The organism is Pelomonas baiyunensis, assembly GCF_043555935.1.
Lineage (GTDB): Bacteria > Pseudomonadota > Gammaproteobacteria > Burkholderiales > Burkholderiaceae_C > Pelomonas > Pelomonas baiyunensis.
Genome location: NZ_JBIGIB010000002.1, coordinates 281,134 through 301,470 on the forward strand (window position 1 = coordinate 281,134; position 20,337 = coordinate 301,470).

General features: G+C 68.4%; 17 protein-coding genes. 12 read left to right on the forward strand and 5 right to left on the reverse strand.

Features of this window, described 5'->3' with window-relative positions:
• Window positions 1–35 precede the first annotated feature (35 nt).
• From ACG01O_RS07655 to ACG01O_RS07675, 5 genes are all read left to right on the forward strand, one after another.
• Window positions 36–2,018, forward strand: coding sequence for a DNA topoisomerase IV subunit B (locus ACG01O_RS07655; RefSeq protein ID WP_394383186.1), 1,983 nt, complete (start codon window positions 36–38; stop codon window positions 2,016–2,018).
• A 13-nt stretch (window positions 2,019–2,031) separates the two neighbouring features.
• Window positions 2,032–2,556 carry a GNAT family N-acetyltransferase gene (locus ACG01O_RS07660; protein ID WP_394383188.1) on the forward strand — a complete coding sequence of 175 codons (525 nt, stop codon included), beginning with the start codon at window positions 2,032–2,034 and terminating at the stop codon, window positions 2,554–2,556.
• The gene (locus ACG01O_RS07665) at window positions 2,553–3,215 is read left to right on the forward strand and encodes a lytic transglycosylase domain-containing protein (protein ID WP_394383190.1); all 663 of its coding nucleotides are present in this window, start codon (window positions 2,553–2,555) and stop codon (window positions 3,213–3,215) included. The genes ACG01O_RS07660 and ACG01O_RS07665 overlap by 4 nt, the downstream gene beginning before the upstream one ends.
• Window positions 3,212–5,539, forward strand: coding sequence for a DNA topoisomerase IV subunit A (gene parC / locus ACG01O_RS07670; protein WP_394383192.1), 2,328 nt, complete (start codon window positions 3,212–3,214; stop codon window positions 5,537–5,539). The genes ACG01O_RS07665 and parC overlap by 4 nt, the downstream gene beginning before the upstream one ends.
• 201 nt (window positions 5,540–5,740) lie before the next feature.
• On the forward strand, window positions 5,741–6,232 hold the full coding sequence (locus ACG01O_RS07675) for an FxDxF family PEP-CTERM protein (protein WP_394383193.1): 492 nt from the start codon (window positions 5,741–5,743) through the stop codon (window positions 6,230–6,232).
• Between the two features lie 106 nt (window positions 6,233–6,338).
• Here the strand turns inward: ACG01O_RS07675 and ACG01O_RS07680 are convergent, their stop codons facing one another.
• Complete coding sequence (locus ACG01O_RS07680; protein ID WP_394383195.1) at window positions 6,339–7,379, reverse strand: quinone-dependent dihydroorotate dehydrogenase; 1,041 nt, start codon at window positions 7,377–7,379, stop codon at window positions 6,339–6,341.
• 28 nt (window positions 7,380–7,407) lie between these two features.
• Window positions 7,408–8,367 carry a LysR family transcriptional regulator gene (locus ACG01O_RS07685; protein ID WP_394383198.1) on the reverse strand — a complete coding sequence of 320 codons (960 nt, stop codon included), beginning with the start codon at window positions 8,365–8,367 and terminating at the stop codon, window positions 7,408–7,410.
• Between the two features lie 105 nt (window positions 8,368–8,472).
• Between ACG01O_RS07685 and ACG01O_RS07690 the strand changes: the two genes are divergently transcribed.
• From ACG01O_RS07690 to ACG01O_RS07720, 7 genes are all read left to right on the forward strand, one after another.
• Complete coding sequence (locus ACG01O_RS07690) at window positions 8,473–9,396, forward strand: DMT family transporter (RefSeq protein WP_394383200.1); 924 nt, start codon at window positions 8,473–8,475, stop codon at window positions 9,394–9,396.
• 54 nt (window positions 9,397–9,450) lie between these two features.
• Complete coding sequence (locus ACG01O_RS07695) at window positions 9,451–10,572, forward strand: 3-deoxy-7-phosphoheptulonate synthase (protein WP_394383203.1); 1,122 nt, start codon at window positions 9,451–9,453, stop codon at window positions 10,570–10,572.
• A gap of 283 nt (window positions 10,573–10,855) precedes the next feature.
• Complete coding sequence (locus ACG01O_RS07700; RefSeq protein ID WP_394383206.1) at window positions 10,856–11,527, forward strand: PEP-CTERM sorting domain-containing protein; 672 nt, start codon at window positions 10,856–10,858, stop codon at window positions 11,525–11,527.
• A gap of 18 nt (window positions 11,528–11,545) precedes the next feature.
• Window positions 11,546–12,169: a PEP-CTERM sorting domain-containing protein gene (locus tag ACG01O_RS07705; protein WP_394383209.1), complete on the forward strand. Its 624-nt coding sequence runs from the start codon at window positions 11,546–11,548 to the stop codon at window positions 12,167–12,169.
• 5 nt (window positions 12,170–12,174) lie between these two features.
• On the forward strand, window positions 12,175–13,932 hold the full coding sequence (locus ACG01O_RS07710) for a glycoside hydrolase family 16 protein (RefSeq protein ID WP_394383213.1): 1,758 nt from the start codon (window positions 12,175–12,177) through the stop codon (window positions 13,930–13,932).
• 74 nt (window positions 13,933–14,006) lie between these two features.
• A complete protein-coding gene (rpiA, locus tag ACG01O_RS07715; protein ID WP_394383216.1) occupies window positions 14,007–14,678 on the forward strand; it encodes a ribose-5-phosphate isomerase RpiA in 672 nt (223 codons plus the stop codon).
• Between the two features lie 14 nt (window positions 14,679–14,692).
• Complete coding sequence (locus tag ACG01O_RS07720) at window positions 14,693–15,292, forward strand: hypothetical protein (protein ID WP_394383218.1); 600 nt, start codon at window positions 14,693–14,695, stop codon at window positions 15,290–15,292.
• 7 nt (window positions 15,293–15,299) lie between these two features.
• Here ACG01O_RS07720 and ACG01O_RS07725 read toward each other — a convergent pair whose 3' ends face one another.
• The 3 genes from ACG01O_RS07725 to ACG01O_RS07735 form a co-directional block, all read right to left on the reverse strand.
• Window positions 15,300–16,907 (reverse strand): M4 family metallopeptidase, encoded by a 1,608-nt coding sequence (locus ACG01O_RS07725; protein WP_394383220.1) that lies wholly within the window; start codon window positions 16,905–16,907, stop codon window positions 15,300–15,302.
• Window positions 16,908–17,121: 214 nt separating this feature from the next.
• On the reverse strand, window positions 17,122–18,687 hold the full coding sequence (locus ACG01O_RS07730; protein ID WP_394383221.1) for a M4 family metallopeptidase: 1,566 nt from the start codon (window positions 18,685–18,687) through the stop codon (window positions 17,122–17,124).
• Window positions 18,688–18,974: 287 nt separating this feature from the next.
• The gene (locus tag ACG01O_RS07735) at window positions 18,975–20,300 is read right to left on the reverse strand and encodes a methyl-accepting chemotaxis protein (RefSeq protein WP_394383223.1); all 1,326 of its coding nucleotides are present in this window, start codon (window positions 20,298–20,300) and stop codon (window positions 18,975–18,977) included.
• Between the last annotated feature and the right edge of the window lie 37 nt (window positions 20,301–20,337).

Sequence of the window (20,337 nt, forward strand, 5' to 3'; positions counted from 1 at the left end):
GGGCCGCAAATCCTACTTCTTAGAATCCCGCCCCTATGTCCAGCCGTCCCCCGTCCACTCCCGCCTCGTACGGCGAAGCCTCGATCCGCGTTCTGAAGGGCCTGGAGCCCGTCAAGCAGCGCCCGGGCATGTACACCCGCACCGACAACCCCTTGCACATCATTCAAGAGGTGATCGACAACGCGGCCGACGAAGCCCTGGCCGGGTTCGGCAAGCGCATCGACCTGACCTTGCACGTGGACGGCTCGGTGTCGGTGGCGGACGATGGCCGCGGCATCCCGTTCGGCCTGCACCCGGAAGAAGGCGTGCCGGTCGTGGAGATCGTGTTCACGCGCCTGCACGCCGGCGGCAAGTTCGACAAAGGCTCGGGCGGCGCCTACAGCTTCTCGGGCGGCTTGCACGGCGTGGGTGTGTCCGTGACGAACGCGCTGGCCAAGCGGCTTGAAGTGGCCGTGTGGCGCGACAAGCAGGTGGCCGGCATCGCGTTCGAGCATGGCGATGTGGTGCAGCCCGTGGCGGCGCGCCCGGCGGCCAGCGGCGATCGCAAGCAAGGCACGACGGTGCGGGTCTGGCCGGAGGCCAAGTACTTCGAGAGTGCCGAGCTGCCGCGCCACGAGCTGGTGCACCTGCTGCGCTCCAAGGCGGTGTTGATGCCCGGTGTCATCGTCACGCTGCGCGTGGAGAAGACCAACGAGGTCACCACCTGGCAATACAAGGCCGGTCTGCGCGACTACCTGGCCCAGGCCATGACGGCCGATCCGCTGATTCCGCTGTTTGAAGGCGAGGGCTTTGCCGGCGCCGGCGAAAGCGAAAACTTCGCCGAAGGGGAGGGCGCCTCGTGGTGCGTGGCCTTCACCGAAGAAGGCGCGCCGCTGCGCGAGAGTTACGTCAACCTGATTCCGACGGTGGCGGGCGGTACGCACGAGTCGGGTCTGAAGGATGGCCTCTTTGGGGCGGTCAAGGGCTTCATCGAGATGCACTCGCTGTTGCCCAAAGGCGTGAAGCTGATGCCCGACGACGTGTTCTCGCGCGCCAGCTTCGTGCTGTCGGCCAAGGTGCTGGACCCTCAGTTCCAGGGCCAGACCAAGGAGCGACTGAACTCGCGCGACGCGCTGCGGCTCGTGTCCGCCTACGTGAAGCCGGCGCTGGAGCTGTGGCTGAACCAGCACGTGGAGCACGGCAAGAAGCTGGCCGAGTTGGTCATCAAGCAGGCGCAAACCCGCCAGCGCGCCAGCCAGAAGGTGGAAAAGCGCAAGGGCTCCGGCGTGGCCGTGCTGCCCGGCAAACTGACCGATTGCGAAAGCCGCGACCTGACGCTCAATGAAGTGTTCCTGGTGGAGGGCGACTCGGCCGGCGGCAGCGCCAAGATGGGGCGCGACAAGGAAACCCAGGCCATCCTGCCGCTGCGTGGCAAGGTGCTGAACGCCTGGGAGGTCGAGCGTGACCTGCTCTTCAAGAACAACGAGATCCACGACATTTCGGTGGCCTTGGGCGTGGACCCGCATGGCCCGAATGACACGCCGGACTTGTCCGGCCTGCGTTACGGCAAGGTCTGCATCCTGAGCGACGCTGACGTTGACGGCTCGCACATCCAGGTGTTGCTGCTGACGCTCTTTTTCCGCCACTTCCCCAAGCTCGTTGAGGCCGGCCATGTGTACGTGGCCCGCCCGCCGCTGTACCGGGTGGACGCCCCGGCCCGGGGCAAGAAGCCCGCGACCAAGCTCTATGCCTTGGACGACGGCGAGCTGACCGCCACGCTGGACAAGCTGCGCAAGGAAGGCGCCCGCGAAGGCAGCTGGAGCATCAGCCGCTTCAAGGGCCTGGGCGAGATGAGCGCCGAGCAGCTGTGGGACACCACGCTGAACCCCGACACCCGCCGTTTGTCGCGCGTGGCGTACGGCCAGTTCGACTTTGCAGCCACGGTCGATGCCTTCAACCGGCTGATGGGCAAGGGCGAAGCCGCTTCGCGCCGTGAGCTGATGGAACTGCACGGCGACGCCGTGGAGATCGACGTCTGATCGGCACGCCGGCATGAGCTTGCGCCTGCGCCCCACCATGCTCTCCGACCTGGACTGGGTGGTCTCGGTCGAGCGGGACGGTGCAAACCTGCCGTTCATCACCCCTTGGGAGCGGCCGCAGCATGAAGGCGCCATCCGGTTCCCCGACTCCCGGCATTTCATCCTGGAGTCGGGCGACGCCTTGGAGCGTGCGGGGTTTGTGATCCTGCAAGGCTGCCGCAATCCGCATCGGTCGGTGGAGCTCAAACGCCTGGTGCTGCAACCCAAGGGCCGCGGCCTCGGGCGCTTGGCCGTGCGCCAGCTCAAGGCGATGGCGTTCACGCAGCTGCATGCGCACCGGTTCTGGCTGGATGTGAAGGCGCTGAACACCCGGGCGCTGCAGCTTTACCAGAGCGAGGGCTTTGTCGAAGAAGGGCGCCTGCGCGAAAGCGTGCGCGTGACCATCGACGGCGCTGACGGCTATGACTCCTTGATCGTCATGTCGCTGCTGGACCGCGAATACCAGGCCCGCGTGGCCCTGGGCCAGGAGTCCGCATGAGGCTGCGCCTGGGCCTGGCCCTGCTGTGGAGCTTGCTGGCGACCCACGCGCACGCCGAGCTGTGGGGCTTCGTGGACGGTGCGGGCGTGGCCCACTTCGCGCCGCGCCGGCTCGACGCCCGTTACGCGCCGGTGTTGGGCCAGGGGGGCCTGCAGCGGGTGCCGGGCAAGGCCGATGGCGGGCAGGCGCTGCTCAACTGGCTGGACATTGCGCCGGAGGTCAAGGCCGTGCAGCCCTGGGTGCGCGAAGCCGCTGGCCAACATGGTGTGGACGCCGAGTTGCTCAAGGCCATCATTGCGGTGGAGTCTGGGTACCAACGCGGCGCGGTGTCGCCCCGCGGCGCGGTGGGCTTGATGCAGATCACGCCCGAGACGGCCACCCGCTATGCCATTCCGGCCGACGCCGCCCGGCTCAGTGAACCCCGCATCAACATCCAGACCGGCGCGCGCATGCTGGCCGATCTCATCCGCCGTTTTGGCCGCATCGACGCGGCCCTGGCTGCCTGGAATGCCGGGGAGGGCGCCGTGCGGCGCGCCGGCAACCGGGTGCCGGACATCGACGAAACCCAGGCCCATGTGCATCTCGTGCTCGAGCTGTACTGGGCCCTGCTGCAGCAGAGCCAACCGGCCCGCGCGCAGCGCTTGACCTTGCATCCATGAGTTCCCAGACCACCATCGATTTCAACGCCCCCACCGAGGGCGACGACAGCGCCGCGCTGACCCTGGCGGCGTACGCGCAGCAGGCCTACCTTGAATACGCGCTGAGCGTGGTGAAGGGGCGGGCGCTGCCGTCTTACGCTGACGGGCAAAAGCCCGTGCAGCGACGCATCCTGTACTCGATGCAGCGCCTGGGCCTGGGCTGGAGCGGCAATTCGGGCGCCAAGCCAGTCAAGGGCGCCAAGGTGGTGGGCGATGTGCTGGGCAACTTCCACCCGCACGGCGACCAGTCGGTGTACGACGCCCTGGTGCGCATGGCACAGGACTTCTCCCTGCGCTACCCACTCATCGACGGCCACGGCAACTTCGGCAGCCGGGACGGCGACGGCGCCGCGGCCATGCGGTACACGGAAGCGCGACTGGCGCCGATCGCGCGGCTGCTGCTCGACGAAATCGACGAAGGCACGGTCGACTTCCGGCTGAACTACGACGGCACACAGCAAGAGCCGGTCGAATTGCCGGCGCGCCTGCCGTTTGCGCTGCTCAACGGCGCCAGTGGCATTGCGGTGGGCCTGGCCACCGAGATTCCGAGTCACAACCTGCGCGAAGTCGCCGCAGCGGCGGTGGCGTTGCTGAAAGACGACCAGCTCAGCGATGACGCGCTGTTCGACCTCGTGCCGGGGCCGGACTTCCCCGGCGGCGGGCAACTCATCAGCGCGCCCGAAGAAATCCGCGCCGCGTACACCAGCGGCCGTGGCAGCCTGAAGCTGCGCGCCCGCTGGAAGATCGAAGACTTGGCGCGGGGCCAGTGGCAGTTGGTGGTGACGGAACTGCCCCACGGCACCAGTGCCCAGAAGGTGCTGGAAGAAATCGAGGAACTGTCCAACCCCAAGGTCAAAGCTGGCAAAAAAGCCCTGACGCCGGAGCAGGTGCAGCTCAAGGCCAGCGTGCTGGCGGTGCTGGACGGCGTGCGCGACGAAAGCAGCAAGGACGCGGCGGTGCGCATCGTGTTCGAGCCCAAGAGCCGCACGGTTGAGCAGCAAGACCTGATCAACACGCTGCTGGCCCACACCAGCCTGGAAAGCAACGCGCCGGTCAACTTGACCATGATCGGTGCGGATGGTCGCCCCACGCAGAAGAGCCTGCGCCAGGTGCTGACCGAGTGGGTGGCCTTCCGCCAAACCACGGTGCGCCGCCGCACGGAACACCGCCTCGGCCATGTGAATGACCGCATCCACGTGCTGGAAGGTCGGCAACTGGTGCTGCTCAATATCGACGAGGTCATTCGCATCATCCGCGAGTCGGACGAGCCCAAGGCGGCGTTGATCGCACGCTTCCAGCTCAGCGACCGTCAGGCGGAAGACATCCTCGAAATCCGGCTGCGCCAGCTGGCGCGACTGGAAGCGATCAAGATCGAGCAAGAGCTGTCCAAGCTGCGCGACGAGCGTGCCAAGCTCGAAGACATCCTCGGCTCGCCTGCCGTGCTGCGTCGCACGGTCATCAAGGAAATCGAGGCCGACGCCAAGCTGTACGGCGACGACCGCCGCACGCTGATCCAGGCCGAGAAGCGCGTCGTGGCCGAGGTCAAGATCGTGGACGAGCCCGTGACGGTGGTCGTCAGCCAGAAGGGCTGGGTGCGGGCGCTGAAGGGCCACGAGGTTGACGTTGCGGCGCAAACCTTCAAGGCGGGCGATTCGCTCTGGGGCGCGTTCCGCTGCCGCAGCATCGATCCGCTCGTGGTCGTGGGCAACAACGGCCGGGTGTATTCGGTGCCGGTGTCGGCCTTGCCGGGTGGGCGTGGTGACGGTCAACCCATCACGACGCTGATCGAACTGGAATCCGGCACGCAGATTGCGCACTACCTGGCTGCTGCTTCCGGCCAGCGTCTGGTGATGGCGGGCTCGACCGGCTACGGCTTGGTTGCCCAGGTCGGCGACCTGGTGGGCCGCCAAAAGGCGGGCAAGACCTTCCTGGCCCTGGACGAGGGCGAAGCGCCGCTGCTGGCCGTGGTGCCCGGCGATGCCGTGGCGTTGCAACTGGGCGTGCTGAGTGCCGAAGGGCGTTTGCTCAGCTTCCCGCTGGACGAGCTCAAGCACCAGCCCAAGGGCGGCAAGGGCTTGATGCTGATGGACCTGGAAGGCAAGGACCAGATCGTGTCGCTGGCGTGCTTCACCACGCAGCTGCGCGTGCACGGCAGCGGCCGGGGCGGCAAGCCCCGCGACGAGCTGCTGCGCAACCAATCGCTGCAAGCCCATGCCGGCAAGCGGGCCCGCAAGGGCAAGGCCGTGGACGGCCTGATGAAGGTGTTGCGACTGGCCGTGGATTGATCGCGTTTTGGCGCCGCGTGGGCGCCGTGTCCCCGATAACAGGGGCGCAGCGCGGTCTTTGGGACGGATTGTTTACGCGTTGCAACAACATTGGGGCTAACCCTCCCTAAGGTGAGGGATGCCGTAACTCCCGTGAAATTTTCGCTGCACTGCACAATTCGTTCAGGCGGTTGTCTTGACCGTCACGTCAGGAGATTCGCAATGCAGTTGAAAACGATCTTTACCGCCGCAGCTCTCGCGGCGAGCGCTGCGGCCAGTCAGGCCGCAGCTGTGAACTGGGGCAATCACGACCAACTCGAGAGTGCTGTTAGCTTGTCCAGCGGTGGCGTCGTGTTCGACACCTATGCGTTCACACTGAATGCCTCGTCCAACGTGGCCAGCAGTGTGTCCTCGCTCGGCGTGGCAGCAGGCAATTACACCCTCTGGACGCGCGGTACGGATAACCTGGTCGGCACCGCCGATGACGTCTCGGTTGCGACCTGGAGCTTCACTGGTAACCCGGTGGTGCACAACGTGGCACTGGGTGCCGGCAGCTACTACTACGCGGTGTTTGGCTACGTGACTGGTGCCGGCGCATACTCGCTGAATTCCTCGGCTGTCGCCGCCCCGGTGCCGGAACCCGAAACCTACGCCCTGTTCGCCGCCGGCCTGGGCATGGTGGGCTTCATCGCTTCGCGTCGCCGTCGCGACTGATTGTTGCGAACCATCGCGCCGCCTGCCTCGGCAGGCGTGTGATCGCAACCCCTGCACCGTCAAGGCGCAGGGGTTTTTTGCTTTTCGGGGTGCGCGTTGTGCGCGCTCAGCGGCGGGCGAGAGCCCGGGCGCAATGGCTGACCAGGCCGGGCCCTTGGTAGATGAGACCGGTGTAGATCTGCACGAGGTCGGCGCCGGCGTCGATCTTGGTGCGGGCGTCTTGCGCGCTCATCACGCCGCCCACGCCGATGATGGGGTAGCCGGCCGGCAAGGCAGCGCGCAGCAGGCGGATGACGCGGTTGCTGGCCTCGAACACCGGAGCGCCGGAGAGGCCACCGGTTTCCTCGGCGTGCGGCAGGCCTTGCACCTTGTCGCGTGCGATGGTGGTGTTGGTGGCGATGACGCCGTCGATGCCGTTGGCCTTGAGCGTTTGCGCGATGACGGCCACCTGGGCCTCCTCCAGGTCCGGCGCGATCTTCACGAACATCGGCACCTTGCGCCCGCTCTGGCCTTCCAGTTTCAGCTTGCGCTCCTGCAGCGCGCCCAGCAACGCGTCCAGGGCTTCGTCGCTTTGCAGGGCGCGCAGGTTCTTGGTGTTGGGGCTGGAGATGTTGACGGTGATGTAGTCGGCATGCGGGAACACACCGTCGAGGCCGATCAGGTAGTCGTCCGCCGCGTTCTCAATCGGCGTGGCGGCGTTTTTGCCGATGTTCAGGCCCAGGATGCCGCCGGCCTTGCGGAAGCTGTGGGCCTGCTGCACGTTGGCGATGAAGCTGGCGAGCCCCTCGTTGTTGAAGCCCAGCCGGTTGATCAACGCTTGGGCCTGCGGCAGGCGGAACATGCGCGGTTTGTCATTGCCCGGCTGGCCCTTGGGGGTGACGGTGCCCACCTCGATGAAGCCGAAGCCCATGGCGCCCAGGCCGTCGATGCAGCGGCCGTTTTTGTCCAGCCCCGCCGCCAGGCCCACGCGGTTCGGGAAGCGCAGGCCGGCAATCGTCACCGGGTCGCTCACCCGCTCGCCGCACCACAGCAGTTGTGCCGGCGTGTTCTGCAGCCGGGCGATGCTGCCCAGGGTCAGTTCGTGGGCGTGTTCGGGGTCCAGGCCGAACAGGAAGGGGCGGGTGAGGGCGTAGGGAATCAGCGGCATAGCCCGCAATTGTCTCAGGCGAGCGAATTCAGACGCCCAGGTCGCGGTCCCACGGGGGCACCTCGCCCATCTGCTCCAGCATGAAATCGATCAAGGCACGCACCTTGGGCGGCGGGTGGCGGGGCGTGCGACCGGGCAGGTACACGGCGTACAGCGTGTCGGCGTCTGCAAGGCCGCCCACCGGCTGCCAGGCGGGCAACACCGCGCGCAGCGCGCCGCTGCGCAGGTCCTGCGCCACCGCGTAGGTGGGCAGCACGGCCAGGCCCATGCCGGCCAGGGTCGCCACGCGCAGGCTCTCGCTGCTGTTGGCCGTCAGGCCGCTCTCAAAGCGCAGGCTGCCCCGGGTCTGCACCTCGCACTCGCCTTCCACGGCATGCCGGAAGCGCCAGCGCTCGGGCGCCTGCGCCTGGCCGAAGCGCAGGCAGCGGTGCTGGGCGATGTCGCTGACGGCTGCAGGCGTGCCGTGCTCGTTCAGGTAGGCGGGAGACGCGCAAAGCATGAATCGGATGCTTGCCAGCCGCCGTGCCACCAATCCGTCGGACGGCGTGCGGGTCAGGCGCAGCACCACATCGAAGCCTTCTTCGGCCAGGTCCACGTAACGGTCGTTCAGGCCCAGCACCACTTCCAGGTGTGGATGGCGGGCGCAGAACGCCGCCAGCAGCGCGGTGAATTGCAGGTTGCCGAAGGCGGTGGACACCGACATGCGCAGCACGCCTCGGGGTTCATCGTGCCGGCCGGCCAGGTCAGCCTCCAGCGCGCTGGCGTCGTCCAGCAATCGCAGGGCGCGCTCATACACCGCCTGGCCCTCGGGCGTGGGGCTGACGCTGCGCGTGGTGCGGTGCAGCAGGCGGCTGCCGAGCTGCGACTCCAGCCGCGCCACCTGCTTGCTGATGGCCGATTTGGTGCTGCCCAGCAGCCGGGCCGCGCCCGAGAAGCCGCGGGCGTCCACCACGCGCGCAAAGGCCTGCAAGTCTTCCAATCGCCCCATGACTGTGCTCCGAATGGAAACGCTGAGTGTTGATTTGAGCGAATTGTGGCCTGGCGAGTGAATTTCTAGAGTGCCGTCTCCCCTTGCTTTGGTCTGGAGCGCCACATGTCCACGTTGTCTCACCCCTGCATGGCTCAGTCCTACCGCCCGGGCCTGCCCGCGCGCCTGATGTCGGCGCTGGCCGCGGCCAGCCTGCCGTTGCTGTTCATCGTGCTGTGGAGCAGTGGCTACGTGGCGGGCAAGTTGGCGCTGCCGCACACCGGGCCGCTCACGCTGCTCACCCTGCGGTTTGGCCTGGCGGCCGTGGTGTTGCTGGCCACCGCCGCCGGCATGGGCGCCCCGTGGCCGCATGGGGCGCGCGGCTGGGGGCATCTGGCGGTGGCGGGGCTGTTGATGCAGGTGCTGCATTTCTCCAGCATCTACTTCGCGCTGTGGGCGGGGCTCAGCGCAGGCGTGGCGGGCTTGCTCATCGGCCTGATGCCGCTGGCCACCGCGCTGGGCGCCCACCTGTGGCTGGCTGAGCGCCTGGGCGGCCGCCAAGCGGTGGCCTTGGCGGGTGGTGTGCTGGGCGTGGCTCTGGTGATGGCTGGGCAACCGCTGCGGGGCACCGTGCCCTTGGTGCTGCTCGGGTTGCTGGGCCTGTTCGGCCTGGTGGCGGGCACGCTGTACCAGAAGCGCTACTGTGCCCACATGGACCTGCGCAGCGGGGCCGGCGTGCAGATGGCGGTGTCGGCCGTCGCCGTGGCGGCGGTGGCCGCGCCGGTGGAAGGCTTTGCCGTGCACTGGACGCCCGAGCTGATTGGCGCCTGGCTGTGGCTGGGCCTGGTGAACTCGATCGGCGCGTTCAGCCTGATGTTCGTGATGATCCGGCGCGGCCAGGCGGGGCAGGTGGCGCGCTTGTTCTTCCTGATCCCTGGCGTGTCGGCGGTGATGGGATTTGTGCTGTTGGGCGAGCGCCTGGCGCCGCTGGCGCTGGCCGGATTCGGGCTGTGCGCGCTGGCTGTGTGCGTGGGTGCGGTCAAGCGGTGAGAATCATGGGTTCTTGCGCCCGCACCGGCGGGCGGCCCCGGGAGCCCCGTTCAGATGAAACCCCTCGACAACCCCCAGCACGACCGCGAAGTCGGCTCGCGCGATGCCACCCGCGACACCACCCGCACCGACGACACCCGCATCGGCGCCGTGCGTGCGCTGATCAGCCCGGCGCTGCTGCTGGAAGAACTGCCCATGCCCGACGCCACGCTGGAGTTGGTGGAGCGGGCCCGCCAGGAGATCAGCGATGTGCTGCACGGCCGGGACGACCGCCTGCTGGTGATCGTGGGCCCGTGCTCCATCCACGACCACGACCAGGCCATGGACTACGCGCGCTTGCTGAAGGTGGCGCGTGACGAACTGAGCCGCGACCTGCTGATCGTCATGCGGGTGTACTTCGAGAAGCCCCGCACCACCGTCGGCTGGAAGGGCTATATCAACGACCCGCGCCTGGACGGCAGCTTCCACATGAACGAAGGGCTGCGCCTGGCCCGCCAGCTGCTGCTGGATGTGGCCGCGCTGGGCCTGCCGGCCGGCACCGAGTTCCTGGACCTGCTGTCGCCGCAGTACATCTCCGACCTGATCGCCTGGGGCGCCATCGGGGCCCGCACCACCGAGAGCCAGAGCCACCGGCAGCTGGCCTCGGGCCTATCGTGCCCGGTGGGCTTCAAGAACGGCACGGACGGCGGCATCAAGGTGGCGAGTGACGCGGTGCTGGCGGCCCGCAGCGCGCACGCCTTCATGGGCATGACCAAGATGGGCACGGCCGCCATCTTCGAGACCCGCGGCAACGAGGACTGCCACGTGATCCTGCGCGGCGGCAAGGCCCCCAACTACGACGCGACTTCAGTGAACGCCGCGTGCGAGTCGCTGAAGGCGTCGGGCTTGCGCGAGCAGGTGATGATCGACTTCTCTCACGCCAATTCGAGCAAGAAGTACGAGCGGCAGGTGGACGTGGGCCGCGACGTGGCGGCGCAAATCGCCGGCGGTGATCAGCGCATCACCGGCGTGATGATCGAAAGCCACCTGCAGCCGGGTCGGCAAGACCTGGCCGAGGGCCAGACCCGGGCGGACCTCAAGCCCGGCGTGTCCATCACCGACGCCTGCCTGGGCTGGGCGCAAACCGAGCCGCTGCTGCGCGAACTGGCCGCGGCCGTGAAGGCCCGCCGCGGCTGAGCGCCTCCCGCCCACCGCCCCCGCCGGCGCCTTGCAGTGCCGGCCGCAAACAACCGCCCCAGGCCCACGCCGGGGCGGTTTTTTCATGTCCGCGCAGGCTATGAACTAGGGGTGGGACTAACCCGGTGACTCCGGGCCAGCCGCATTGACAGCCCTGAACCCGGCCCCTATGGTCGCGCCGCGTGAAAGCGCTTTCAGAAAGCGCTTTCAGTTTGGCGGTCGGCAAGAGCAGTACGTCGTCGCCCCTACGGGCCGCAGAGCCCATCACGACTCTGGAGACAACATGCTCACTTTGAAGACCGCGGTCGCCCTGGCCGCTGCATGCCTCGCCGGTGCGGCCGGCGCTGCCACCTCCAATGCCTTTGCCAATGGCGGCTTTGAGGCCAACGGCCCCGGCGGCTGGGTAGCGGCTGGGTGGTTGGATGCAGGCACCGGGGCGCCGGCCACCCGCTCCGCGGACGCTCACAGCGGCCAGTACTCGCTGTTGCTCAGCGTACCCAATGGCATCGGCGCTTCCATCGCGATCCAGGATGCCCTGGGTCACGGGGGCATGCCGGCACTGACGGCCGCCAACGTGGGCGACACCCCGTGGCTGAGCTTCTGGGCGAAAGGCGATGCCAGCACCACGGGCGACGCTTTCGTCACTGTGCGCTACATGGGCGCCAACGGAGTGATTGGCACGGCGCTGAGCCAGACGTTCCAGCAGCAGCTCAGCACGTCCAACTGGAAGCAAATCAGCTTTCAAGCGGCGGCCATCCCTGCAGGTGCGACCACGGTTTTCATGGAGATCGGAACGCGTGTCGGGCCCATCTTGGACAACCGCCCCAACGCCGTGCTGGTGGACGACCTGAACTTCTCCCTCACCACCGCCCCCGTTCCCGAACCCTCCACCTACGCGCTGATGCTGGGCGGCCTGGCCGCCGTGGGCGCCGTGGCCCGTCGCCGTCGTGCTTGACCACCAGGAGACCTTGGCATGAACTTCCCTCTGCTTTCCAAAACCACCGCCGCCTTGCTGCTGTGCGGCCTGGCCGCGCACGCCAGTGCGGCCGGCTCGGTCGTCATCGACACCTACGGCCCGGGCAATGACGCCAGTGGCTGGACCTCGCAGTTGAACGCCAGCCAGCGCATCGCCGTGGCGTTCGACCTCAGCGCGGCCACCTCCATCCAGTCCATCCTGTCGTCCATCGACGGCTGGGGCGGCGTCACGCTGGGCGTGCTGGCCCGCAGCGGCAGCGTGCCGGGCGCCACGCCTTGGTTGCAAAGCGTGCACCTCTCGGACCCGGCGTTCAACACGCTGCTGACGCCCACCGGTTGGAACCTGGCGGCCGGCAGCTACTGGCTGGTGGCCGCCCCCGACGCGGGGTTTGACGGCACCTGGCAAAGCGGCACCGACACGCCGAGCGCAGCCTGGGCCTTCAGCAGCAATGGCAGCTGGCAGGCCGTTACCAGCGGGTTCATCGGCGCTCCGGCCTTGCGCATCACCGTGGCGGCGGCCGTGCCGGAGCCGTCCACCTACGGCCTGATGCTGGCCGGCGGCCTGCTCGTGGCCGCTGCGGCACGCCGCAAGTCCGCGTCCTCGTCCAACGATCAAGGATGAATCCCATGAAGCTTCAACACCTCGTGGGCGGCCTGTTGCTGGCCGCCACGGCAGCGTCGGCCAGCGTCACCAGCCCGGTCATCGGCCGGCTCCTGTGGTCCGAAGAGTTCAACGGCCCCAGCCTGGACGGCAGCGTCTGGAACACCTACAACGGCAACGGCTGCCAGATCGGCCTGTGCGGCTACGGCAACCAGGAGCTGGAGTACTACCACCCCAACAACCTGAGCGTCGTCAACGTGCCGTTCGAGCCCGGCACGCGGGCGCTGGCCATCACGGCCAAGCGCGAGACCATCGGCAGCAACCTGTTCACGTCCGGCAAGGTCGACACCGCCGGCAAGGTGCAGGTGAAGTACGGCATGGTCGAGATCCGCATGGCCACGCCCAAGGTCGGCGTGGGCCTGTGGCCTGCGGCCTGGCTGCTGGGCACCAGCCTGCAGCCCTGGCCGCGCAAGGGCGAGATCGACATCATGGAAATGGGCGGCCGCCAGCCGGCCGGCCTGCCCAGCGTGTCGCCCGATCAGTTCGTGGGCTCCAACGTCATCACCTGGGCGCAAGCCGCTTGCGTGCCCGGCAATGAAAGCTGCGCGGCCTCCACCGCCTGGCAAACCAAGAACTGGGTCACGCCGTCGCGCTCGTTGGCCAACCGCTTCGTGCTGTACCGCCTGTACTGGACGGACACGCAGATCCGCTTCACCCTGGTGGACAACGGCCGCGAGCTGGACATGTACAAGGCCCCCATCTCCACGGTGGGTTCCCCAGCGCTGCAAGAGCCGTTCTACCTGCTGATGAACATGGCCGTGGGCGGCAACTTCACGCCCGCGGCCACGCCCGACCAGATCACCGCGCCGCTGCCAGCCACCATGTACGTGGACTACGTGCGCGTGTACGAGCTGGACGGCAAGGGCGAGGTGAAGCTGGGCGTGGGCATCACGCAGGAGGTGGGCAAGTTCGGGGTGTTCACCGACAACACGCCGGTCAACAACGGCCAAGCGCTGGGCAGTTCGGCGGACTTCTACATCTGGAACACCGGCTCCATGGGCGGCGGCAACATCCCAGCGTATGAAGGCTCCAACGTGCTGGCGCTGAACTACTTTGCCCCCGGGCAGTGGTTCGGCGGTGCCATTGCGTCGCGCCAGGCGCACGACATGAGCGGCTTCCGCAACGGCAGTATCAAGCTCAAGATCAAGGCGCCCGCCAACGTCGCGTTCAAGATCGGGATCCTGGACACCTACACCAACCACAGCTGGGTCACCTTCCCGGCCAACACCACCGCCTACGGCTTGGTGCGCAATGGCGACTGGGGCACGGCCACGATTCCCGTGTCTGAGATTGCCGGGCCGCTGGTGGCGTTGCAGTCCATGAGCTCGTTGTTCGAGTTCCTGAGCGTGGACGGCGCGGTGCCAGGCCAGCCCTTCCAGATGGCGTTTGACGACATCGTCTGGGACTCGGGCGTGCCGGGTGTGGCGCCGGTGGCGGTGGCAGCGCCCACGCTGGCCAAGGCGGCTGCGGTGACGGGCAGCTCGGCCCAAACCGGGGCCAGCACGCTGGAGTTCTCGGTGCCCGCGCGGGGCTGGGCGGATGTTCACTTCAGCGTGAACGGCGGCGACACGCAAACCGTGCGCATGCGGGCAGACGGCGCAGTCAGCCGCCACGCGGCTGGTGGCCTCAAGCGGGGTGACGTGGTGGAGTACCGCTTCACCGCGTGGGATGCCGCCCGCCAGATGGCGGTGGACTCCGCCCCCAAGACGGTGATCGTGAAGTAAGCCGGACGCCCCGGCCGGGGCTGCGCGGGGTCGCCACACGCTTGGGCGTTGGCGATCCCGCAAAATCCAGCCCCATGAACCAAGACCAACTCAAGCAACTCGTGGGCCGCGCCGCGGTCGATTACGTCACTTCCGGCGAAGTCGTGGGCGTGGGCACCGGCTCCACGGTGGACTGCTTCATCGACGCGCTGGCCGCGGCCATTGCCGAGGGTCGCCTCACGGTGGCGGGCGCCGTGTCCAGCTCCGAGCGCTCCACGCAGCGGCTGCAAAAGCACGGCATCCGTGTGCTGGACGCGGCCGAAGTGACGGGTCTGACCGTCTACATCGACGGCGCCGACGAAATCGACGGCCAAGGCCACATGGTCAAGGGCGGCGGCGCCGCGCTCACGCGCGAGAAGATCGTGGCCGACTTGGCCGACCGGTTCGTTTGCATTGCCGACGCCTCCAAGCTCGTGCAAACGCTGGGCAAGTTCCCGCTGCCGGTGGAAATCATCCCCATGGCCGCCGCGCAGCTGACGCGGCGCTTTGCCACGCTGGGCGGCACGGCCACGCTGCGTGCGGGCGTGGTGACCGACAACGGCGGCCACATCCTGGACGTGACCGGCCTGTCCATCACCGATCCGGCGGCGTTCGAGGCTGAAGTGAACCAGTGGCCCGGCGTGGTGACGGTCGGCGTGTTCGCCCGCAACAAGGCGCAGGTCTGCCTGCTGGGTGGCGCTGACGGGGTGCAGACCCTGACGTTCTGACGCCACCGCGCCGCATGCCGCGCCAGCCGTTCGGGTTCGACGCCGTCAGCCACGAGCGCCACCACTGGTGGCGCAGCGTGCTGTTCAAGCTGGTGCCTTCGCTTGCGTTGGGTGCCGTGCTGGTGTGGCTGCTGGGCTGGGCCACCGGCGGCCTGCTGGCCGTGCTGGTGACGGTGCGCTTCGTCGGCCAGGCCTTGGCGCCCGATGTGGTGGCCCTGATCGGCTGGGTGTGGCGGGCCTTGCGCGGCCTGGCCTACCGTCCGGTGCAAGGGCGCTTCTACCAGTTCAAAGGCCACCGCATTCGCGTGGAAGACGATGCGGTGCTGCGCCAGCGCTGGCTGGCCGTGGACGACCTAGCCACCGCGCTGGGCGCGCCCATCCCCCTGGTGCTGCTGCGCCGCCGCTGGCCGGAAGGGCTGCACGAACAACGCGACGGCGTGTACGTGCTGGACGACGTGGCCCTGGCCTGGCTGGGCGAGCAGCGCGACGCCCGCGCCGGCCGGCTGCGGCACTGGGTGGAGCGCGACGTGTGGTACCCGGCGCGCGGCCTGCGCGCCAGCTACACGCAAAAAGAGGCGCCCGCAGGCGCCCCTTCCGACAACGATCGCGGCTGAGGCCGGATCAGTTGCGGCCGACCGCGCTCCAGGCGGCGGCGACCTTGGCCGAGTAGTCGGCACCCAGCGTGGCCGCCAGTTCCTGCGCTGCGGCAATGGTCGCGGCGCGGGCCTGGGCGTAGGTGGTGCTGCTGGTGAACTTGGTGGTCAGCGCGCGGTACCAGATCTTGGCGGCGGCGGTGCGGCCAATGCCGGTCAGCGAGCCGCTGCCCGTGGCCACGCGGGTGTTGCCCGCCACGCAGGTCGGGCTGGTGCCGTAGGCGCTGTTGGTGCCTTCGGCCAGCAGGAAGAAGAAGTGGTTGGCCACGCCGGAGCTGTAGTGCACGTCGAGGTTGCCCACGCCGGAGTACCAGCAGTCGGCCGAGCCGCCGTCGCTGCTGGGCTTGACCATGCTGCGCAGCGAACCACCGCCCACCATGATCTTCTCGCCGATCAGGTAGTCGCCCGCGTCGCTGGCGTTGGCTGCGTAGAACTCCACCATGGTGCCGAAGATGTCGGAGGTGGCTTCGTTCAGGCCGCCGGACTCGCCGGAGTAAATCAGGCCGGCGGTGCGGCTGGTCACCCCGTGGGTCATCTCGTGGCCGGCCACGTCCAGCGCCACCAGGGGCTTGAGCGTCGTGCCGTCGCCGTCGCCGTAGGTCATGCAGAAGCAGCTGTCCGACCAGTAGGCGTTGTTGTAGTTGCGGCTGTAGTGCACGCGGTTGTAGGCGCCGCGGCCGTCGTTGGCGATGCCGTTGCGGCCGTGCACGTTCTTGTAGTAATCCCAGGTCTTGGCCGTGCCGTACTGGGCGTCGGCGGCGGCGCTTTGGCTGCTGGTGGTGCTGTTGTTGCCCCAGATGTTGTCGGTGTCGGTCACCACGCTGCCGCCGGACGTGCCGTTGGCCAGGTTGATGGTGTACGTGTTGCCGCGGCTCGGGTCGCGCAGCTCGTAGCCGCCGGTGACGCTGTTGGTGGTGAGGGCCACGTTGCCGCTGTACAGCGTCTTTCCGGTGCCGCTGGCGGCGGCGGTGTGGATGTCGTCCCAGGCGTCGAGTTGGGTGCCGGAGGTGGCGTCAACGATCACGTGCTTCTCGTACGGCGTGCCGTCCTTGGCGGTGCCGGACACACGCACTTCCCAGGCCAGGCGGGGCAGGTCGCCGCGCGCCCACACCACTTGCTCGGGCGTGCCTTGAATCTCGCCACCGGGGAAGGCGTCCACCACCACGCCCACGGCCCGGCTGGACGTGACGCCCACCTTGGCCAGGGCCGCGGCGCTCGCCACGGACGGCAGCATCTTGGCGCTGCGATGCATGGTGGCCAGGTTGCCGAAACGGTCGGTCTGCACGATCACGTCGGCGCCGATGGCGCGCAGGCCGCCGATGCGGCGGTCCATGTGCACGTGGCTGGCACCGTCTTCATCCGTCACCACGCGGCGCGTTTCGTAGGTGTGGTCCTTGGCGTCCAGGCTCAGGCCCGGGAATTGGCGCACCAGGCTTTCAGCTTTGGCGTGTGCGCGCGCCACGGCAGCGGCCGCTTCCGGCAGGTTCTGGGCTTGAACTTCGGCCTGGGCTTGGGCGGCCGTGGCGGCCAGCGAGGCGAGAGCGAGGACGGTCAGCTTGTGGCTGGTGTTGAACATGGTGAACTCCAAAAGAGGATGAGGCGGCCGGCCTACGGCCGCAGCGGCTCGCGCTGCAGGGTGCGCAGGCGATGCCGGCGAGAACTATGCGAGGCGCAGGTCTGCGCGTGTGAGAGGACTGCCCTGTCACCCAAGCAGGCGACGGGGCACCCCGTGGCGTTCGACGCCCAGCGGGCGAATGTGCCGCTGGGGCGCCGCTGGGGTCAGGTCTTGCTCAGTTGCGGCCCACCGCGCTCCAGGCGGCGGCCACCTGGGCCGAATAGTCGGCCGGCAATTGGCCCAGCGTGAACAGCTCCTTGGCGGCGGCCAGCGTGGCGGTGCGGGCGCCGGCGTAGTCGGTGCCGGAGGTCATCTTGGTCGTCAGTGCGCGGTACCAGATCTTGGCTGCGGCGTCCCGGCCGATGCCGGTCACGCTGCCGGTGCCCGTGGCCACGCGGGTGTTGCCTGCCACGCAGGTGGGGCTGGCGCCGTAGGCGCTGTTTGTGCCTTCAGCCAACAGGAAGAAGAAGTGGTTGGCCACGCCCGAGCTGTAGTGCACGTCCAGGCTGCCCACGCCGGAGTACCAGCAGTCGGCCGAGGCGCCGTCGCTGCTGGGCTTGACCATGCTGCGCAGCGAGCCGCCCTTGACCATGATCTTTTCCCCGATCAGGTAGTCACCCGCGTCGCTCGCGTTGTTGGCGTAGAACTCCACCATGGTGCCGAAGATGTCGGACGTGGCTTCGTTCAGGCCGCCGGATTCGCCGGAGTAGGTGAGGTTGGCGGTGCGGCTGGTCACGCCGTGGGTCATTTCGTGGCCGGCCACGTCCAGCGACACGAGGGCCTTGAGGCTGGTGCCGTCGCCGTCGCCATAGGTCATGCAGAAGCAGCTGTCCGACCAATAGGCGTTGGCGTAGCTGCGGCTGTAGTGCACGCGGTTGTAGGCGCCGCGGCCGTCGTTGGCGATGCCGCTGCGGCCGTGCACGTTCTTGTAGTAGTCCCAGGTCACGGCAGTGCCGTACTGGGCGTCGGCCGCGGCGCTGGCTGCGTCGCTGGTGGTGTTGTTGCCCCACAGGTTGTCGGCGTCGGTCATCACGCTGCCGCCCGTCTTGCGGCCGCCCATGTTGATCGTGTAGGTGCCGCCCCGGCTCGGGTCGCGCAGCTCGTAGCCGCCAGTGACGCTGTTGGTGGTGAGGGCCACGTTGCCGCTGTACAGCGTCTTGCCCGTGCCGGCGGCGGCTGCGGTGTGGATGTCATCCCAGCTGTCCAGCGTGAGGCCGGTGGTGGCGTCCACGATCACATGCTTCTCGAACGGCGTGCCGTCGGCGGCTTCGCCGGACACGGGCACGTCCCAGGCCAGCGCCGGGGTTTGCTGGCGCGCGTAGATCATCAGCTCGGGCTTGCCGGCGTCGCCCGCCACGGTGCGCAGTGCGGCCATGGCTGCACGGGCCAGGTTCAGCGCGGGCTTGGTGTCCAGGTCCAGGCGCCAGCGCAGCGTGTGGTGCATGGCACGCAGGTTGCCGGTGCGGTCGGTTTGCACCACGAGGTCGCCCCCGATCACGCGCAGGCCCGCCACCGTGCGGTCCAGGCGCACATGGCTGCCGCCGTCCGCGTCCACCACGGCGTCTCGCACGGCGTAGTTGTGGCTGGGGCTGTCCATGCTCAGGCCCGGGAATTGCCGCACATGGGCTTCGGCGCGGCTTTTCAGCTGCGCCACGGCGGCGGCGCGGTCAGACTGGGCGTGGGCGGCGCTCACGGCGAGGCAAGCGCTCAGCACCGTGAGGCGAAAGGGGGACGCGTTCATCAGGGTTCCTCGGACTTTGTTATGCGCGGCGGGTCTGCCACGGTGCGCCGGGGATGCGGCGCTGGCGTGACTTTGCGCACACCCCGTCCAGAGGGGGCCTAGGAGCATCCCGCGTTGCCGTCCGCCTGCAACGGCTCAGGGTCGGTGCGGATGTTGCTGTTTGATGAACTTGCGTTACCCGTGCTTGAAGCGCAACGCCATCCCCAGAAACAAAACAGCCGGGCAGGGCCCGGCCGGTGTCACGGCGCCCGGCGTGTGGGGCGCGGTGCGCGCGGTCAAAACGTTTCTCAGAAGGTTTCCCAGTCGCCTTCTTCCGTGGCGGGGGTTGCCGCGCGCGGTGCGGGTGCCGGGGCGCTGGTGGCTTCAGTCCGTGCTGCGGGGCGGGCGGCTGCGGGGGCAGCCTTCGGCGCGGCGGCCTTGGGTGCGCTGGCCTTGGGGGCCGCGGCCGGCTTGGGCGCTGCGGCGCGCGGTGCGGCCGGGGCCTTGGCGGTGTAGCTGCGCGGGCCGGCGCCTGCGGCCAGCTTGAACACGCCGATCACCTCCGTCATGCGGCCCGACTGCTCGCGCAGGCTCTCGGCCGCTGCAGCCGATTCCTCCACCAGCGCGGCGTTTTGTTGGGTCATTTGGTCCAGCTGAACGACCGAGCCGTTCACCGAGGCAATGCCTTCGCTCTGCTCGCGGGCGGCGGCGCTGATCTCGCCAATGATGTCGGTCACGCGCTGCACGCTGGCCACGATTTCCGTCATGGTGCTGCCGGCGGCTTGCACCTGCTGGGTGCCGGAGTCCACGCGTTCCACGCTGGCGGTGATGAGCGTCTTGATCTCCTTGGCGGCACCGGCCGAGCGCTGGGCCAGCGAGCGCACTTCAGCGGCCACCACCGCGAAGCCGCGGCCTTGTTCGCCAGCGCGGGCGGCTTCCACGGCGGCGTTCAGCGCCAGGATGTTGGTCTGGAAAGCGATGCCGTCAATCACGCCAATGATGTCGTTGATCTTGCGCGAGCTCTGGCTGATCTCGTCCATCGTGGCCACCACGGCCGACACGGCTTCGCCGCCGCGCTGGGCCACGCTGGCGGCCGAGCTGGCCAGCTGGTTGGCCGTCATGGCGGCATCGGCGGTTTGCTTGACCGTGCCGGTCAGCTCGCTCATGGACGAGGCCGCGTTTTGCAGGTTGCTGGCGGTTTGCTCGGTGCGCTGGCTCAGGTCCAGGTTGCCGGTGGCAATCTCGGCGCTGGCGGTGCCGATGCTGTCGGCCGCGCTGCGCACCTCGCCGATGATTTTTTGCAGCGAGCGCTGGGTGGCGTCCAGCGCCGTCAGCAGGCGGCCGACGTCGTCGGAACCCCCGCTGGGAATCGGGTGCGTCAGGTCAAAGCGCGCCAGGGCTTCGGCCGCTTCGGTGGCAGCGTGCAGGCTGCCGCCGCTGGAGCCCATGCTGCCCAGCAGGCCGAACAGGCCGGCCACCCAGGTCAGGGCCAAGCTGGCCAGCAGCCAGCCTTTGGTCGACGCGCCGGGTTCGCCCAAGCCTGCCAAGGCCATGCCAACGCCCACCGTCACGATGCCGAGCACCGCGCCGAGCGCCTGTTTCGTGCGTTGCGAACCGCTGCCAGAACCGAACATGCTGTCGTCCTCTCGGAGAAAAGAAAGCGCCGGCTCG

Bases quoted from the DNA above. Each gene is read 5' to 3' on its own strand.
- ACG01O_RS07680 (WP_394383195.1), bottom strand. From the start codon at position 7,379: ATGCCGCTGATTCCCTACGCCCTCACCCGCCCCTTCCTGTTCGGCCTG.
- ACG01O_RS07695 (WP_394383203.1), top strand. From the start codon at position 9,451: ATGAAACCCCTCGACAACCCCCAGCACGACCGCGAAGTCGGCTCGCGC.
- ACG01O_RS07720 (WP_394383218.1), top strand. From the start codon at position 14,693: ATGCCGCGCCAGCCGTTCGGGTTCGACGCCGTCAGCCACGAGCGCCAC.
- ACG01O_RS07725 (WP_394383220.1), bottom strand. From the start codon at position 16,907: ATGTTCAACACCAGCCACAAGCTGACCGTCCTCGCTCTCGCCTCGCTG.
- rpiA (WP_394383216.1), top strand. From the start codon at position 14,007: ATGAACCAAGACCAACTCAAGCAACTCGTGGGCCGCGCCGCGGTCGAT.
- ACG01O_RS07730 (WP_394383221.1), bottom strand. From the start codon at position 18,687: ATGAACGCGTCCCCCTTTCGCCTCACGGTGCTGAGCGCTTGCCTCGCC.
- ACG01O_RS07685 (WP_394383198.1), bottom strand. From the start codon at position 8,367: ATGGGGCGATTGGAAGACTTGCAGGCCTTTGCGCGCGTGGTGGACGCC.
- ACG01O_RS07665 (WP_394383190.1), top strand. From the start codon at position 2,553: ATGAGGCTGCGCCTGGGCCTGGCCCTGCTGTGGAGCTTGCTGGCGACC.
- ACG01O_RS07655 (WP_394383186.1), top strand. From the start codon at position 36: ATGTCCAGCCGTCCCCCGTCCACTCCCGCCTCGTACGGCGAAGCCTCG.
- ACG01O_RS07700 (WP_394383206.1), top strand. From the start codon at position 10,856: ATGCTCACTTTGAAGACCGCGGTCGCCCTGGCCGCTGCATGCCTCGCC.
- ACG01O_RS07710 (WP_394383213.1), top strand. From the start codon at position 12,175: ATGAAGCTTCAACACCTCGTGGGCGGCCTGTTGCTGGCCGCCACGGCA.
- ACG01O_RS07675 (WP_394383193.1), top strand. From the start codon at position 5,741: ATGCAGTTGAAAACGATCTTTACCGCCGCAGCTCTCGCGGCGAGCGCT.
- ACG01O_RS07660 (WP_394383188.1), top strand. From the start codon at position 2,032: ATGAGCTTGCGCCTGCGCCCCACCATGCTCTCCGACCTGGACTGGGTG.
- ACG01O_RS07690 (WP_394383200.1), top strand. From the start codon at position 8,473: ATGTCCACGTTGTCTCACCCCTGCATGGCTCAGTCCTACCGCCCGGGC.
- ACG01O_RS07705 (WP_394383209.1), top strand. From the start codon at position 11,546: ATGAACTTCCCTCTGCTTTCCAAAACCACCGCCGCCTTGCTGCTGTGC.
- parC (WP_394383192.1), top strand. From the start codon at position 3,212: ATGAGTTCCCAGACCACCATCGATTTCAACGCCCCCACCGAGGGCGAC.
- ACG01O_RS07735 (WP_394383223.1), bottom strand. From the start codon at position 20,300: ATGTTCGGTTCTGGCAGCGGTTCGCAACGCACGAAACAGGCGCTCGGC.